The organism is Streptomyces sp. NPDC001714, from assembly GCF_042892755.1.
In the GTDB taxonomy this organism is placed as follows: Bacteria; Actinomycetota; Actinomycetes; order Streptomycetales; family Streptomycetaceae; genus Streptomyces.
Window position 1 is genome coordinate 859,071 of record NZ_JBIAUL010000001.1, and the last position, 15,146, is coordinate 874,216.

15 protein-coding genes are annotated in these 15,146 nt (G+C 70.4%); 10 read left to right on the plus strand and 5 right to left on the minus strand.

What is annotated here, in order from left to right:
• Nucleotides 1-13: 13 nt before the first annotated feature.
• Nucleotides 14-955, minus strand: a complete 942-nt coding sequence (locus ACFY0P_RS03995) for a heavy metal transporter (RefSeq protein WP_388907028.1) — start codon at nucleotides 953-955, stop codon at nucleotides 14-16.
• A gap of 147 nt (nucleotides 956-1,102) precedes the next feature.
• Between ACFY0P_RS03995 and dapE the strand changes: the two genes are divergently transcribed.
• Both dapE and ACFY0P_RS04005 read left to right on the plus strand, forming a co-directional pair.
• Entirely contained in the window at nucleotides 1,103-2,182 is a 1,080-nt protein-coding gene (gene dapE, locus ACFY0P_RS04000; protein ID WP_388907031.1) for a succinyl-diaminopimelate desuccinylase, read from the plus strand.
• A gap of 104 nt (nucleotides 2,183-2,286) precedes the next feature.
• Complete coding sequence (locus ACFY0P_RS04005) at nucleotides 2,287-3,045, plus strand: TIGR00730 family Rossman fold protein (RefSeq protein ID WP_388907033.1); 759 nt, start codon at nucleotides 2,287-2,289, stop codon at nucleotides 3,043-3,045.
• A gap of 528 nt (nucleotides 3,046-3,573) precedes the next feature.
• Here the strand turns inward: ACFY0P_RS04005 and folP are convergent.
• The gene (gene folP, locus ACFY0P_RS04010) at nucleotides 3,574-4,434 is read right to left on the minus strand and encodes a dihydropteroate synthase (protein WP_388907035.1); all 861 of its coding nucleotides are present in this window, start codon (nucleotides 4,432-4,434) and stop codon (nucleotides 3,574-3,576) included.
• A 161-nt stretch (nucleotides 4,435-4,595) separates the two neighbouring features.
• Between folP and ACFY0P_RS04015 the strand changes: the two genes are divergently transcribed.
• Both ACFY0P_RS04015 and ACFY0P_RS04020 read left to right on the plus strand, forming a co-directional pair.
• Entirely contained in the window at nucleotides 4,596-4,982 is a 387-nt protein-coding gene (locus tag ACFY0P_RS04015; protein WP_388907037.1) for a DivIVA domain-containing protein, read from the plus strand.
• A 14-nt stretch (nucleotides 4,983-4,996) separates the two neighbouring features.
• Nucleotides 4,997-5,584 (plus strand): DNA-3-methyladenine glycosylase I, encoded by a 588-nt coding sequence (locus ACFY0P_RS04020; protein WP_388907313.1) that lies wholly within the window; start codon nucleotides 4,997-4,999, stop codon nucleotides 5,582-5,584.
• A gap of 54 nt (nucleotides 5,585-5,638) precedes the next feature.
• Here the strand turns inward: ACFY0P_RS04020 and ACFY0P_RS04025 are convergent, their stop codons facing one another.
• A complete protein-coding gene (locus ACFY0P_RS04025; RefSeq protein ID WP_388907039.1) occupies nucleotides 5,639-6,442 on the minus strand; it encodes an enoyl-CoA hydratase/isomerase family protein in 804 nt (267 codons plus the stop codon).
• Between the two features lie 390 nt (nucleotides 6,443-6,832).
• On the opposite strand from ACFY0P_RS04025, the gene ACFY0P_RS04030 reads away from it, so the two are divergent.
• Entirely contained in the window at nucleotides 6,833-7,000 is a 168-nt protein-coding gene (locus ACFY0P_RS04030) for a DUF3117 domain-containing protein (protein WP_004950282.1), read from the plus strand.
• Between the two features lie 173 nt (nucleotides 7,001-7,173).
• Here the strand turns inward: ACFY0P_RS04030 and ACFY0P_RS04035 are convergent, their stop codons facing one another.
• Nucleotides 7,174-7,872 carry an O-methyltransferase gene (locus ACFY0P_RS04035; RefSeq protein WP_093499247.1) on the minus strand — a complete coding sequence of 233 codons (699 nt, stop codon included), beginning with the start codon at nucleotides 7,870-7,872 and terminating at the stop codon, nucleotides 7,174-7,176.
• 235 nt (nucleotides 7,873-8,107) lie between these two features.
• On the opposite strand from ACFY0P_RS04035, the gene sigE reads away from it, so the two are divergent.
• From sigE to ACFY0P_RS04060, 5 genes are all read left to right on the plus strand, one after another.
• Nucleotides 8,108-8,824 (plus strand): RNA polymerase sigma factor SigE, encoded by a 717-nt coding sequence (gene sigE / locus ACFY0P_RS04040; protein WP_089098938.1) that lies wholly within the window; start codon nucleotides 8,108-8,110, stop codon nucleotides 8,822-8,824.
• The gene (locus tag ACFY0P_RS04045) at nucleotides 8,821-9,783 is read left to right on the plus strand and encodes a zf-HC2 domain-containing protein (RefSeq protein ID WP_388907042.1); all 963 of its coding nucleotides are present in this window, start codon (nucleotides 8,821-8,823) and stop codon (nucleotides 9,781-9,783) included. The genes sigE and ACFY0P_RS04045 overlap by 4 nt, the downstream gene beginning before the upstream one ends.
• A gap of 157 nt (nucleotides 9,784-9,940) precedes the next feature.
• Nucleotides 9,941-10,915, plus strand: coding sequence for a trypsin-like peptidase domain-containing protein (locus ACFY0P_RS04050; RefSeq protein WP_388907044.1), 975 nt, complete (start codon nucleotides 9,941-9,943; stop codon nucleotides 10,913-10,915).
• A gap of 201 nt (nucleotides 10,916-11,116) precedes the next feature.
• Entirely contained in the window at nucleotides 11,117-11,563 is a 447-nt protein-coding gene (locus ACFY0P_RS04055; protein ID WP_388907046.1) for a sec-independent translocase, read from the plus strand.
• A 238-nt stretch (nucleotides 11,564-11,801) separates the two neighbouring features.
• Nucleotides 11,802-12,473 (plus strand): hypothetical protein, encoded by a 672-nt coding sequence (locus ACFY0P_RS04060; protein WP_388907048.1) that lies wholly within the window; start codon nucleotides 11,802-11,804, stop codon nucleotides 12,471-12,473.
• 47 nt (nucleotides 12,474-12,520) lie between these two features.
• Here ACFY0P_RS04060 and ACFY0P_RS04065 read toward each other — a convergent pair whose 3' ends face one another.
• A complete protein-coding gene (locus tag ACFY0P_RS04065; RefSeq protein ID WP_388907050.1) occupies nucleotides 12,521-15,094 on the minus strand; it encodes a DUF6185 family protein in 2,574 nt (857 codons plus the stop codon).
• Between the last annotated feature and the right edge of the window lie 52 nt (nucleotides 15,095-15,146).

A 15,146-nucleotide genomic window follows, 5' to 3' on the forward strand; every position in this document is an offset into this window, starting at 1 on the left:
GGGAATCCCCGAACTACTGCCCGGTCACGATCCGCACCGAGCCCGCGGACTTCTCCGCACCGCCCGCGCCCTGCGTGCCGGACGCCGGCTGCCACTGGCTCTCCGTGCTCCCGGCGGCCCACTCCCGGCCCGCGTACGACACCCGCTGGATGTGCAGCGCCGACGAGTTGGCCACCGCCCAGTGCGCCAGCTGCCAGCCGCGCTCGCTCTCGGTGCGCCCCGACTTGTCGGTCTTCTTCCCCTCCGGCACCGGCACGGTCACGATCCGCCCGTGCGCCGTTGCGGTCACGGTGGGGGCGGGGGTCGGCGTGGCCGACCGGCTCACCTCGGCGCCGGCCTCCTCGACCGCGTCCCGCCCGAAGTCCCGCACGAGCGCGGTCCGTACCGCGTCCGGACCCGTCGCGGTCGCCGCGGTGGTGGCCGCCGGGCGCCCGTCGCAGGTCAGGGTGGCCGCCGCCTGCCCGGTCAGGGCCGCCGCGAGCAGCGTGGCGTCGGTCTCGTGCTTGGCGTACGCCTCCGGGTAACCACTGCGCTGCACGCGCTGCGCGGCCACCGTGAGCGGCAGGGTCTCGTAGTCGCGCACCTTGGCCAGGTGGGCGTAGAACATGCCCGCCGCGTACGCCGGATCGAGGATCTGCTGCGGGGTGCCCCAGCCCTGCGAGGACCGCTGCTGGAACAGGCCGAGGGAGTCCCGGTCGCCGTGCCTGATGTTGAGCAGTCCCGACTCCTGGATCGCGGTCGCCAGGGCGATGGCCACCGCCCGCTCGGGCATGCCGCGGCCGGTGCCGACGGCGGCGATCGTCGCCGCGTTCACCGCCTGCTCGGGCGTGAACTGGTACGACTCGTCGTCGCTTCGGCCCGAGACGACCTTGCAGCCCTCGGCGCCACCGCCACCGGTGACGTACTGGACGACCAGATAGGCCGCGACGGCGCACAGGATGAGCAAGCCCAACACGAAACGCAGGACACGGCCGCGACGCTTGGGGCGGATGGGGGACGGCTCTGACACGCGTACAACATACTGGAGAGTACGAGCCGCTCACCCCTCGGTCCGAAAGCCTGTGAACCCGCCCGCGGGATCGCGCGCGCTAGGGTCGAGCTCATGGCCGACACCTCGCTTGACCTCACGCTGGACGCCGCCGCGCTCACCGCGCAGCTCGTCGACCTCCCGTCCGAGAGCGGCACCGAGAAGCCGCTCGCGGACGCGATCGAGAGCGCGCTGCGCGCCCTGCCGCACCTGACGGTCGACCGGTACGGCAACAACGTGATCGCGCGGACGAACCTCGGCCGCCCCGAACGCGTGATCCTGGCCGGTCACATCGACACCGTCCCGATCGCGGAGAACGTGCCCTCCCGCCTCGACGCGGACGGCGTGCTGTGGGGCTGCGGCACCTGCGACATGAAGGCGGGCGTCGCGGTCCAGCTGCGCATCGCGGCCACCGTCCCGGCCCCCAACCGGGACCTGACCTTCGTCTTCTACGACAACGAGGAGGTCGCCGCCGACCTCAACGGGCTCAAGCACGTCGCCGAGGCCCACCCCGAGTGGCTGGCCGGCGACTTCGCGGTGCTCCTGGAGCCCTCGGACGGCGAGGTCGAGGGCGGCTGCCAGGGCACCCTGCGCGTCCTGCTGAAGACCTCGGGCGAGCGGGCCCACTCGGCGCGCTCCTGGATGGGCTCCAACGCGATCCACGCGGCCGCCCCGATCCTGGCCCGCCTGGCCGCCTACGAGCCGCGCTACCCGGTCATCGACGGCCTGGAGTACCGCGAGGGCCTGAACGCGGTCGGCATCTCGGGCGGGGTGGCGGGCAACGTCATCCCCGACGCGTGCGTGGTCACCGTCAACTTCCGGTACGCCCCGGACCGTTCGGAGGCCGAGGCCATCGCCCACGTCCGCGAGGTCTTCGCCGACTGCGGGGTCGAGGAGTTCGTGGTCGACGACCACAGCCCCGGCGCGCTGCCCGGCCTCTCCCACCCGGCCGCGGCCGCCTTCATCGAGGCGGTCGGCGGTACGCCGATGCCCAAGTACGGCTGGACCGACGTCTCCCGCTTCTCGTCCCTCGGCGTCCCCGCGGTCAACTACGGCCCCGGCAACCCGCACTTGGCCCACAAGCGGGACGAAAGGGTGGAAACCGCCAAGATCTTGGCGGGTGAGGAGCGCCTGCGTACCTGGCTGACCAGCTGAGCCACACGACGGCGCTTCGGGCCCGACATGCCGACGTCCCGCGCCTGTAACCCACGCGGATCTACGCTGAACCAGATACACCTGCAAGCGGAGGGAGCGCACATATGCCTACCGGGAACCCCGAGGGGAAGAAGGTGCCGCCGGACGAGCAGCGCCTGGGACCGGTCCTCCGACGGCGCGGCCAGGTGACCGCGAGCACGACGGACCAGCGCCTGCTGGACGCGGGCGGTCCCTCCGACTGGGTCCACACGGACCCCTGGCGGGTGCTGCGCATCCAGTCGGAGTTCATCGAGGGCTTCGGCACGCTCGCCGAACTCCCGCCCGCGATCAGCGTGTTCGGCTCGGCGCGGACACCGGTCGACTCGATCGAGTACGACGCCGGCGTGAAGCTCGGCCGGGGCCTGGTCGAGGCCGGCTGGGCGGTCATCACGGGCGGTGGGCCCGGCGCCATGGAAGCGGCGAACAAGGGTGCCCTCGAAGCGGGCGGCGTCTCGGTCGGCCTCGGCATCGAGCTCCCCTTCGAGCAGGGCCTCAACCCGTACGTCGACATCGGCCTCAACTTCCGCTACTTCTTCGTGCGGAAGATGATGTTCGTCAAGTACGCACAGGGCTTCGTGGTCCTGCCCGGCGGCCTCGGCACCCTCGACGAACTCTTCGAGGCCCTCACCCTCGTCCAGACCCAGAAGGTCACCCGCTTCCCGATCGTCCTGTTCGGCAGCGCCTACTGGGGCGGCCTGGTGGACTGGCTCAAGAACACCCTGGTCGCCCAGGGCAAGGCGGCGGAAAAGGACCTCCTGCTCTTCCACGTCACGGACGACGTGGAGGAGGCGGTGGGCCTGGTCTCGAAGGAAGCGGCCCGCTGAGCCCACCGACAGTCTGCCCACCCACCCACCCGACTCGCTCCGCCGAGAAGCCGCGGTCGAGCGTTCTCCCCACCACGCCGAGTGACAGAGCCCCTTTCGTCCACTTCTCGAGCCACTGAGCCGGGTGGCGCGGGTGGCACATCTCTCGAGCTACTGAGTCGGGTGCGGTGGTGCACCTTGGCGACCTACCGGGTCGCTTCGTGCACGTTTCGCCCCACCCAGTCAGGTGGGGCACGGGTCGTGCCACCAAGTCGGGTGGCGCGCCCTTCGACTCACAGAGCCGGTTCGTGCACGTGTCGTGCCGCCGAGTCGGGTGGTGCGTCTTTCGATTCACGGAGTCGGGTGGTGCATGTGTCGTGCCGCCGAGTCGGGTGGTGCGTCTTTCGGCTCACGGAGTCGGGTGGTGCGCGTGTCGACCCACTGAGTCGATTCGGTCACCTCTCGGCTTACCGAGTCGGGTGGTGGGTGGGCGAGGGTTTCGGGGGTCTGGGGGCGGAGCCCCCAGGATGCGGCGCGAGTGTCGGACTGCTACGCCAGCCCTCGCCGGGCCACCGCCGGTGGCCGGTGGCCGGCGATCGACGCCACCATGTCCAGCACCTGACGCGTCTCCGCGACCTCGTGCACCCGGTACACCTGCGCCCCCAGCCACGCCGACACCGCCGTCGTCGCCAGCGTCCCGATCACCCGCTCCTTCAGCGGCCGGTCCAGGGTCTCGCCCACGAAGTCCTTGTTGGACAGGGAGACCAGCACCGGCCACCCCGTCTCCACCATCTCGCCCAGCCGCCGCGTCGCCTCCAGGCTGTGCCGGGTGTTCTTGCCGAAGTCGTGTCCGGGATCGATCAGCACCGACTCCCGCGGCACCCCCAGCGCGACGGCCCGCTCGGCCAGCCCCAGGGTCACCCGCAGAATGTCGGCCACGACGTCGTCGTACGTCACCCGGTGCGGCCGTGTCCGGGGCTCGGCCCCGCCCGCATGCGTGCACACCAGCCCCACCCGGTACCGCGCCGCCACCTCCGCCAGCCCCGGGTCCACCCCGCCCCACGCGTCGTTCAGCAGATCCGCGCCGGCCTCGCAGGCGGCCTCCCCGACCGACGCCCGCCAGGTGTCCACGCTGATCACGACGTCCGGGAAGCGCCTGCGTACCTCCGCGACGAATCCGACGATGCGCCGCGCCTCCTCCTCGGCGGTGACCTCCTCGCCCGGCCCGGCCTTCACCCCGCCGACGTCGATGATCGCGGCCCCCTCGGCGACCGCCTGCTCCACGCGCGCGAGGGCCGGCTCGTCTCGGAAGGTCGCCCCCTGGTCGTAGAAGGAGTCGGGCGTCCGGTTCACGATGGCCATGATCACGGGTTCGTGCAGCCCGAATTCCCGCCTGCCCAGCCTGAGCATCGCCTGTGACCTCCCGTAGTGATTCCCTCGGTACGACCGCCTGCGACCCTAACTGTCAGACTCGCATGGCACGATCGGACACAGACACATTCGACACCGAGCACACTGAGCACAACGAGTGCTGCTGCACCGAGCTTCACCGAGCCTGGGGGCCCACCGCGATGGTTATGTTCCTGTTCCTCGTCGTCGCGCTCGCGGTCGTGGTCGCCGCGGTCACCCTCTCCGTGGTGAGCGGCGGCGAGAGCGGCCCGCTGCCCGAGGTGGCGCCCGAGCGGCTGCAGGACCCGCTGCCCCCGGACCGTCCGGTGAACCGCGCGGACGTGGAGAGCATCCGCTTCCCGCTCGTCCCGCGCGGCTACCGCATGGCGGACGTCGACGACGCGCTGAGCCGCCTCGGCGCCGAGCTCGCGGAGCGCGACGCCCGGATCGCCGACCTGGAGGACGCGCTGGCCGGCGCCCAGGCCGCCCCGCGCACCTCGCCCGCCCGGCACACCTCGCACGCCCCGCACACTTCGCTGGACAAGCCCGAGCCGGAGGACCGGTCATGAGCGACATGACCGACATGATCGAAGGAGCGGCGGTTCCCGGGCCGGACGGCAGACTGCGCTGCCCCTGGGCCCTGTCCACCGAGGACTACGTGTCGTACCACGACGAGGAGTGGGGCCGCCCGGTCCACGGCGACGACGCCCTCTACGAACGCCTCAGCCTGGAGGCCTTCCAGTCCGGCCTCTCCTGGATCACGATCCTGCGCCGCCGCCCCGGCTTCCGGGCCGCCTTCGCCGACTTCCACATCGAGAAGGTGGCCGCGTTCACCGACGAGGACCGCGAGCGGCTGCTGGCCGACCCCGGCATCATCCGCAACAGAGCGAAGATCGACGCGACGATGGCCAACGCGAAGATCCTGGCGGAGTGGGCCCCGGGCGAACTGGACGAGCTGATCTGGTCGCACGCCCCGGAGCCGGGCACGTATCCCGCGCCCAGGACCATCGCCGACGTCCCGCCGGTGACACCGGAGTCGACGGCCCTGTCCAAGGCCCTGAAGAAGCGCGGCCTGCGCTTCATCGGCCCGACGACGGCGTACGCCCTGATGCAGGCCTGCGGGTTGGTCGACGACCACCTGGAAACATGCGTGAGCAGACGCCCCCGATAGGGGTGTGGGGAACTGCGCGCTCAGCCCCCCCGCACCCGCCGTTCCCCACGACCGTCACCGCCCCAGATACTTCGGCTTCTCCTTGTTCACGAACGCCTGCACGGCAATTCCGTGATCCTCGGAGGCCCCGGCCCGAGCCTGCAGCTCGTCCTCCTTGTCCAGCGTCTCGTCGAGGGAGTGCGTGAGCCCGTAGGCCACCGCCTCCTTCAGTGCCGCATAAGCCACCGTCGGTCCCTCCGCCAGCTTCCGCGCGATCTTCTCGCCCTCGGCCCGCAGATCGGCGGAGGGCACGACCTTGTTGGCGATGCCCAGCTCGTAGGCGTCCTGCGCACTGATGCTCCGAGGAAAGAGCAGCAGGTCGGCGGCGCGACCGGGCCCCACCACCCGCGGCAGCGTCCACGAGACGCCGGAGTCCGCGGTCAGCGCCACCCCCGCGAACGACGTGTTGAAAGCGGCCGTGTCGGCGACCACGCGGTAGTCCGCCGCGAGCGCGAACCCGAAACCGGCGCCGGCGGCCACCCCGTTCACGGCGGCGACGACCGGCTTGGGCGCCGACACCAACGCCCGCACGATCGGGTTGTAGTGCTCCCGTACCGTCGTCATCGTCTGTCCCGCCCCGGTCTCCCGGTCGGACGCGAGCAGCGTGATGTGCTCCTTGAGGTCCTGGCCCACGCAGAACGCCCGGTCCCCGGCGGCGTTCAGCAGGATCGCCCGGACGGTCGTGTCGGCCGCCGCTTCCTGCGCGGCCTCGCGAAGGGCCACCTTGGTCGCGATGTTCAGCGCGTTCATCGCCTCGGGGCGGTTCAGCGTGATCGTCGCGAGCCCGTCGCCCACCTCGTAGAGCACGGTGTCGGTCATGGTGCGTCCCCTCCGTCGTCTTCGTTCGTCTGGGTCCTCGCGGCTGACGTACCGCTCAGTACGTCAGTGTCCGAAGGCCAGCATGGCGGAGATCGTCGCCGGGGGACCGGAGCGAGCGTGTGACCTGCGTCAAAGAAATCCGGAGCCGACCCGGGCGGCGTAAGGACACGAGGTGGCGAAGTATCGCAGTCACATCGCCGAATTGAGTGGTTTTGCTCGCGTGCGTTGCCCAAGCGATGCCGACTGATGTTGGTCATCGGGTCCTGAGATGCGGGATAATGGCTTGGAAGCAATGTGTTCGATGCCGGAGTCGCGTGTCCCGCCAGAGACCGCGCGTGCCCTCGGGGGCCGTCGGCAGACGATGAGCTGTTTTCAGGAAGGGGAACCAGCATGGCGGCCATGAAGCCGCGGACGGGTGATGGCCCGCTCGAGGTGACCAAGGAGGGGCGGGGCATCGTCATGCGCGTTCCGCTCGAAGGCGGCGGTCGGCTCGTCGTCGAGCTGACCCCTGACGAGGCCGCGGCGCTTGCCGACGCCCTCAAGAACGTCGTCGTCTGAGGCGTCAGCGACCATACCCTTTCGGCCGCCCCGGCATCCTAAGCGGTGCCGGGGCGTCGCCGTCTTCCCGGAGCCCGTCCGCTTGTGCGGACCCTGCCCGCGAGGACCTCATCCCTGCCCGGGACGGCTCGGTGCCCGCCCGCGAGGACCGACCCGGTTCCTGCCCGCGAGGGCTACCGCTTGACCGCGCACAGCAGCCCGTCGCCCACCGGCAGCAGCGACGGCACCAGTTCCGGGCTCTCCCGGACCGTGCGCAGCAGCTCGCGCAGCCGCAGTACCTCGGTCGGCTGCGGTCCCGAGTCGACGGTGCGGCCGTTGGCGAAGACGCCCTCGAAGACCACCAGGCCACCCGGACGCAGCAGGCGCAACGATTCAGCGAGATAGTCGGAGTACTCCTGGCGGTCCCCGTCGCAGAAGACGAGGTCGTAGCCGGCGTCCGCGAGGCGGGGCAGCACGTCGAGGGCCCGGCCGGGGATGAAGCGGGCCCGGTTGCTGGCGAAGCCGCAGGCGCGGAAGGCCTGCCGGGCGAACTGCTGGTGCTCCGGCTCCGGATCCACGGTGGTCAGCACGCCGTCCGGCCGCATGCCGTGCAGCAGATACATCCCGGAGACCCCGCACCCCGTGCCGATCTCGGCGACCGCTTTGGCGTCCACGGAGGCGGCGAGCATGCGCAGCGCGGCGCCCGTGCCGGGCGACACCGAGCGCAGCCCTGCCTCGCGGGCCCGGTCACGGGCCCACCGCAGTGCTTCGTCCTCGGCGACAAAGGCGTCGGCGAACGCCCAGCTCGTCTGCCGGTTGCCGGTAATGACCCTCTCCTGTCCCCGTGGTTGCCTGGGCGTGACTGTATCCGTTGGCGTCGGGAACCCGCAGATGGGACCGGGCGTTTAGAGGGGTGGAAGACGAGGCGGGGGGACACGAATGAATCACGGCGACGAGACGGCGGTCGGCCACCTGCTGTTGCAGCTGGATGAGCCGTACCAGCACAGATCAAATTCTTGTAAAACCGCTTATCCGGTGCTAACGGGCGAGGTGGCTATGGTAGGGGCTCCACTGGACACCACCAGAGCCGACAGGGGAGGTGCGGCTGCGCCTGGGGATCGGGGAGGAGTGCTGCGGCGCTTCCTCGGATCGGCAGGCAGGCCGAAATCCGTGAACGACACCGCTGCTGACCCCAGCCACGCCGCTGCGCTCGCCATGGGCGAGGACCGGACCGCGACCTTCTCCACCGACGCGGACGGGCAGGCATGGACTCCGCCCACGTGGGAGGAGATCGTCAGCACGCACAGCGGCCGCGTCTACCGCCTGGCCTACCGCCTGACCGGTAACCAGCACGACGCCGAGGACCTCACCCAGGAGGTCTTCGTCCGCGTCTTCCGCTCCCTGTCGACCTACTCCCCGGGCACCTTCGAGGGCTGGCTGCACCGCATCACCACCAACCTCTTCCTCGACATGGTCCGCCGCAAGCAGCGCATCCGCTTCGACGCCCTCGGGGAGGACGCGGCCGAGCGGCTGCCCAGCCGCGAGCCCACCCCCTCGCAGGCCTTCAACGACGCGCACTTCGACGCCGACGTCCAGCAGGCCCTGGACACCCTCGCGCCCGAGTTCCGCGCCGCCGTCGTGCTCTGTGACATCGAGGGCCTGTCGTACGAGGAGATCGCCGCGACCCTCGGCGTCAAGCTCGGCACGGTCCGCTCCCGTATCCACCGCGGCCGCTCCCAGCTGCGCAAGGCCCTCGCGCACCGGTCCCCGGAGGCCCGCAAGGCCGAGCGCCGCTCCTTCGTGCCCCGTGTTCCCGCACTGGGAGGAGGGGGCGCGACCGCGTGAGTGGATCACGACCGAAGCCGGCCGAGCGACAGCTGGCCGAACAGCACCTGGGAGACCGACTCTCCGCCCTGGTGGACGGAGAGCTCGGTCATGAGACGCGTGAGCGCGTCCTGGCCCACCTGGCGACCTGCGCCCGGTGCAAGGCGGAGGCGGACGCGCAGCGCGCGCTGAAGAACGTCTTCGCGGCGGCCGCTCCGCCCCCGCCCTCCGAGAGTTTCCTGGCCCGGCTCCAGGGGCTGCCCGGAGGTGGCGACCCGGACGGCGGTTCGCCGTTCGGCGGGGGAGACCCCTCGGGACGCGGATCCGACAGCGGGGTCTTCGGCATGAGCCGGGACGACCGCTTCGAGTTCGGCTACGTGCCGGCCCACCCGCACGACCCGGCCGCGGTCGCCGGCCGGGGCTTCCGCATCCACCCCGTCGGCCGCCCGGACGGCGACCGATCCGCCTCGCGCGGCATGCGGTTCGCGTTCGTCGCCGCCGGCGCGGTCTCGCTCGCCGCCGTCGCGCTCGGCGGGGTCACCGCAGGCCTCCCCGGCACCCCGGCCGCCGACGCCCGCAGCGGCGGCGGCAGCGTCGCGCCGGCCGGCACGGGGGGCTCGGGCACGACCGGGGCCGCCGACACCCAGCGCCGCCGCCTGCTCACCCCCCTGCTGTCGTCCGGCACGCTGCTCGGCTCCACCCCCGCCATGCCCACCGCGGTGTCCGCGCCGCTGCTGCCCGGAGTCCCCTCCCCGGCCGCCGCACAGCAGACGCTGCGGGAACTGACCGCACCGGTGATGGCCGGCGCGGCCGCGGTCTCCCCGTTGATACGACCGCTGAGCACCAACCCGCCGTTGGCCCTCACCTCGTGGACCACCGCCCCGGAGGCGAACGGCACCGGCCTGCTCGCCGCGACCGTCCCCGACACCACCTCCGCACCCTCCCCGTCCCCGTCCCGCTCCTCCCGCGCTCCCCACTGACCGGGCGCTGCCCACCTGCTGAACGGCCCTGCGCCGCGACTCGCGAACCTGGTTGAATCCTGTGAACCAGCCATGCCCGTGGCACCGCTGCGGGCATGGAGCCGACCTTCCGCGAGCCCGCCCGCGCACGGGGTCGCGGTGAGCCCGCGAGGAGAACATGGACGAGGGGATACCGACGTCACCGGCGACACCCGGCGACGCGGTGCCCGCCACGGGGGAGCGGGCCAAGGAGGCGACACCGACACCGCCGAGCCGACCGGCCGGCGACACCGCCGCCGACACCGCCGACACCGCACATGCGGCCGACGGTGATGTCGCGCCCGCGTCATCCGCCGAGGCCCCCTCGGGGACCGTTCAGGAAGGCTCCGAGGCCGAGGCGCACTCCGAGCCCAGGCCGCCCGTCGCGGACGTCGGCCGTCCGCAGCAGCCCCGGCCCGCCCCCGACGCCTCCAGCACCCCGCTGTGCGGCCGTCCGGGCCCCTGGGCGGCCGCACCGCCCGCCGGGCACCCGGTGGCGGCCGTGCTCGCCGCGCAGGAGGGCCGGACGGGTCCGGCAGCCTTCGTGCCGTCCCTCCCGCCGGGCGACGCGGCACAGCGGCGGCGGTGGCGGAGCCGGCGGACGCTCGTCGTGGGGGCGCTGGTGGTCTCCGTGCTCTCCGGTGCGGTCGGCGGGCTGATCGGTGCCTCCGTGGAACGCACCGGCGGCCTGGAGGCCGTACAGCTGCCCCAGCCGGGCCCGCCGCCCGGCCCTCCGCCGCCCGGGCGGCCGCCCGGCAGTGTCGCCGGGACCGCCGCGCGGGCACTGCCCAGCGTCGTCACCCTGCATGTCACCGCAACCGGCACCGGCACCGGAACCGGCGAACAGGTCACGGGCACCGGCTTCGTGCTCGACACCGCCGGGCACATCCTCACCAACAACCACGTCGTCGAGCCCGCGGTCGCCGCGGGCGGCCGGATATCCGTGACGTTCAGCAGCGGAGCCGTCGCCCGGGCGACCGTCGTCGGCCGGGACACCGGCCACGACCTCGCCGTCGTCCAGGTGCACGGCGTGCACGGCCTCACCCCGCTGCCGCTCGGCGACTCCGACGACGTCCGCCACGGCGACCGGGTCGCCGCCTCGGACAGGAACTGACATAAACCTCACAGGCGAGGCCCCACTCGTGCCCCGACTAGGCAAACAACCTGGAAAACCGGTCGTACACACGTAGCCGGACACCTCGGGGCAGTACCGGTCGGACAGGTCCGCCGGGTACCGTGGACCCGGCCCGGACCACGGAACACCCGCAACAGCGACCGGAGGGCCGAGGACCGAGGACATCGCAAGGAGCTTCAGGTGTTCAATGACATAGGACCACTCGAGCTGGTGACGATCATTGTGCTCGCCGTGCTCGTCTTCGGTCCGGACAAGCTCCCGAAGGTCATCCAGGACGTCATGCGGACCATCCGCAAGATCCGGGAGTTCTCGGAGAGCGCCAAAGAGGACATCAGGCAGGAACTCGGCCCGGAGTTCAAGGACTTCGAGCTGGAGGACCTCAACCCGAAGACCTTCATCCGCAAGCACCTGGACAGCGACGAGCTGGGGTTGAAGGAGATCCGCAACGGCTTCGACCTGAAGAAGGAGATGGCCGAGGTCACGGACGCGGTGCACAGCCGTGACACCGACGCCTCGCCTTCGTCCTCCGGGAGCGGCTCTTCGGGGAGCGGCCGGCTCGACATGACCAAGAAGCCGGAGGATCCGGGCACGGACGACCGTCCGCCGTACGACGCGGACGCCACCTGAGTCCGGATCACCGACCCGCGCATGAGCGGCGCACGTGACGCGTTTCATACCGCGTGTGCGCCGCTCATACGTCTCTTACGGCCCGAACCAGCCGCCCGCGCGACCCACGCACCGGGCGGTTTCGCGGCTGGTCCCGACGGTGTCGATATGCTGCCGAGTTGTTGTGCGGACCGGACGAGTGCGCCCGAAGGGGGGCGGGCCGCCCCGGACCGACGAGAGCAAGGAGGCGTCCGGGCAGATGGAGACGACAAGTCAGGTGGACGGACAGGCGCCGGTCGCGGAGGGCGAACAACAGGTCTCCTCCGCCCGCCGCACGGTCGACGGCTACCTGGAGGCGCCCTTCCCCTGGTACGGCCTCGACGAGGCGTTCACGGGGCCGCGCTGGCTGATGCAGGTGGGTGCGGCGGCCGACGGTGCGGTGGAGCACGGGTCGATCGGGCACGGCGACGAGCCGTCGGTGCGGAACGAGCATCTCGCCGCGTCCGTCGGTGAGCCGCGGGAGAAGTTCGCGGTCGTCGTGACCGTCGCGGCGAGTCCGTCCCGGCGGAGCGCCGACGGGACGGGGCTGCTGGAGGCCACGTCGGTGTCTTCCGCCGCCTGGCTGGCCGGGGTCGGGCTGCTGTCCTTCACCTGGCCGGGGCAGATGGACCACAGCCTGCGCGACGACTGGCTCGAGCAGCAGACCGAGACGGCGTGGGAGCTGGCCGACGAGCTCAGCGGGCCGGAGTGGTCGACCCTCTCGCTGCCGGTGGACGGGGTGGCGACGCCGTTCCACTACCGGGAGTCGGAGTTCGGGTGGGTGCTCGCCGGGTCCACGGAGGAGGGCGTGCATCTGGGGGCGTACGGGCGGGGGATGAGCGCGTACGGGCTGGGGTTCGCGATGATCAAGGACATCACGACGTACGTCTAGGAGAGCGGGCCCGACGCGAGTGGTGCCGGGCCCGGCCGCAGGATGTCTCAGCCGCGGGCGAGTTGGTGCCAGATCCCTGCGGCTGCGGCCAGCTGAGTGACCAGCCAGGCGATCTGTGTGGAGAAACCGCGCACCTGGTAGATCGACAGCAGCAGGGCGAAACGGCTCGGCCAGAGCTCCTGCTCGCGCCTGAAGGTCGCCAGGTCCATCCAGATGCTGGTCAGTGTCAGGACGCTGAGCATCAGCAGGGAATAGAGGAACACCTGACCGAAGCCCGCGTCGGTGAGCTTGATGATCAACACCGCGATGCAGATGGGCAGGGCATAGGCGACGGTCAGGCTCCACGCCCGGGCGGGGCTGCGATGTCCCGGCAGTAGACGCCACAGCGCGCCCAGGACGAATCCCGCACCGGCCCATGCCATCTGGTAGGTGAAGAAACTGGCTACGGCATCCGGAATCCCGGTAGGTTCATAGCGAAGCTCCAGCCAGTGATAGGTGTCTCTCAAATCGAGAAAAACAAGGGCTGCGCTGGCCGGGGCTCCGAAGCAGAATGCCAAACGGGCGGCGCGCATGGCGTTGGACCACCAGTGCCCCTGTGGTCCCCAAGCCAGGGCGACGTCCAGCACGGAAAGATGGTCGGGTGGGCGTTCCCCGTGGCATTCGGCAATCAGCCACTGATGCAGCCCGTGTAGTTCGTCCGCCAATTGCTGACGTGTGACGCTGCCGCCACGGCCCTGGTCCAGCAAGTAAAGCTCGTGGTTCAGGCTGCGATAAAGCCGGGCTTTGGCCAGCAACTCGCGGCGACTCTTCTTGCTGCCCAGAAGTTTTTCGTAGAAGCAACCTCCCAACCGCCCGAGTACTGACCATCGTCGTCCCAGGGTGACGATCGTGTACAGCGAGAAAATATTCAGCGGGATCCAGAGTCCGTACAGCGCGGTTTCATTCGCGAATTTTCTGCCCTGCAGACCCACGAGAAAGGCGAACAGTGCTGCGATCAGCAGCAGATCGGGTGTGCCCGGACGAAAAGAAAGCTCCTCTTTTCTGCCTTCGGGCTCGATCCGCTGAGCCCGGACGCGAAAGTACAGGAGTGCGGCGAGGGCGATGACCGTCAAAATCCAGCTGTAGGAGAAAGTCCACAGCAGGTCACTGAAGGAGAAAGTCGCCATGAACTTATTGAAGGACGGTGCGGCAGTAAAGGAATCATTGCTGAAGGTGAGCCAGTTCGTGCGGGTCCACTGACGTTCGGCCGCCGCCCAGGCACAGGCGAGCAAGGCCCCGGCAGCCACCCCCAGCAGGGTTCCGGTCACTGCGGTGCAGCGGCCGATGGAGGTGTCCCACTTGTGCGTCCAGGAGGTGGGGGCCAGGCCTCCTTCTCGCGCGAAGCGCCATGCCCAGGCGACCATTGCGGCGAGCCAGAGCCACACGGTCGCCAGCCCCATCAGCATGAGCCCGATGAGACCGGAGACCGTCGGAGCCTTACTCGATACCAAGTTGTCCGGCAGGCCGAAGAGCGCGGGGGCCACGACCACCAGCAGGCCGGCAGCGGCCACTCCGGAGGCGGTCGCGATGACGATGCGAGCCCGGCGGCGCTGGACGGCCTCGGGATGGGCGGGCCCGTCGGCCGCGGTGCCGGGCGCGGCGGGCGGCAGTCCGCCCCGCCAAGGACGCGCCACGAGGAGCAGGGCCAGTCCGGTGGGAATGCAGAGGAAGCTGCGCCAGTTCAGCGGAATGGAACCCTGCGGAATGATCAGAAGAAGGGTCAGCGCGACCGCCGTACTGAGCAGGCCCCACTGCAGCATCGTTCCTACGGGGCTTTCGCCGCGGGTGTCGCCGACGCGCTGTCCTGATTGCGTGGCCGTACCAGTGGACGGAAGCAGTCGCTGAGCACGGAGCGCGGCCAGCATGATCACGCACGAAGCACACACCCACCATGCCGCAACGCCCGCTGTGTTCCATGACTGGCCGAAGACCAATGCCAAGGAATGCTGCCACGGAAGATCGACATCGAACGCGACCTGTTTGGGCATCTCGCGGTTCCACACCAGGTTGTTGGCGTCGGCGTACGACGCCCCCGGGTTGGACTGATCGTCGAAATTCAGCCCGTCCAGCCTCGCTGTGACATGCCAGGGGACCTGGTCGAGGCTCTGTGGCCTGAGCGCAACCTGCCAGTTCTTGTGCGCGTCGCCGGAAACCGTCCAGGGTCCGATCCGAATGGTTCCGTAATTCTGGATCCAGAGGAACGCGTCGTACTGCACCGTGACCCAATTGCCCTTGGCGACTACCTTCGGATCGTGGGGACGCACCTCGCTGCTGCCGCTGCTGCCTTTCGGGCCGAGGAGTAGGCAGCGCATCGCTCTGCGATATTCCTCGGATTTCTCGCTGTATGTGAGATCTTTGGCGAGGTCCCATTTCCTGGGCACTCTGACCGTCATGTCGGAATACACCTTGATGTAGGTCTGACGGTGCTGGAAGAACTTGAGCTCGGCCTGCACGGTGCTGGAGCGAAGTTGATCCATCAAGCAGTCTTGGCGAGATCTATCCCGGGCCACCGCAGGTGAGCATCCCCACCATGCCACCGCCGCCACCAGCGGCAGCAGCAACCACCACCTGATCTTCCGCATCGCTCCGGCACCTCCTCACCGGAGAATTTAGACATGCGTTCCACGGGTCACG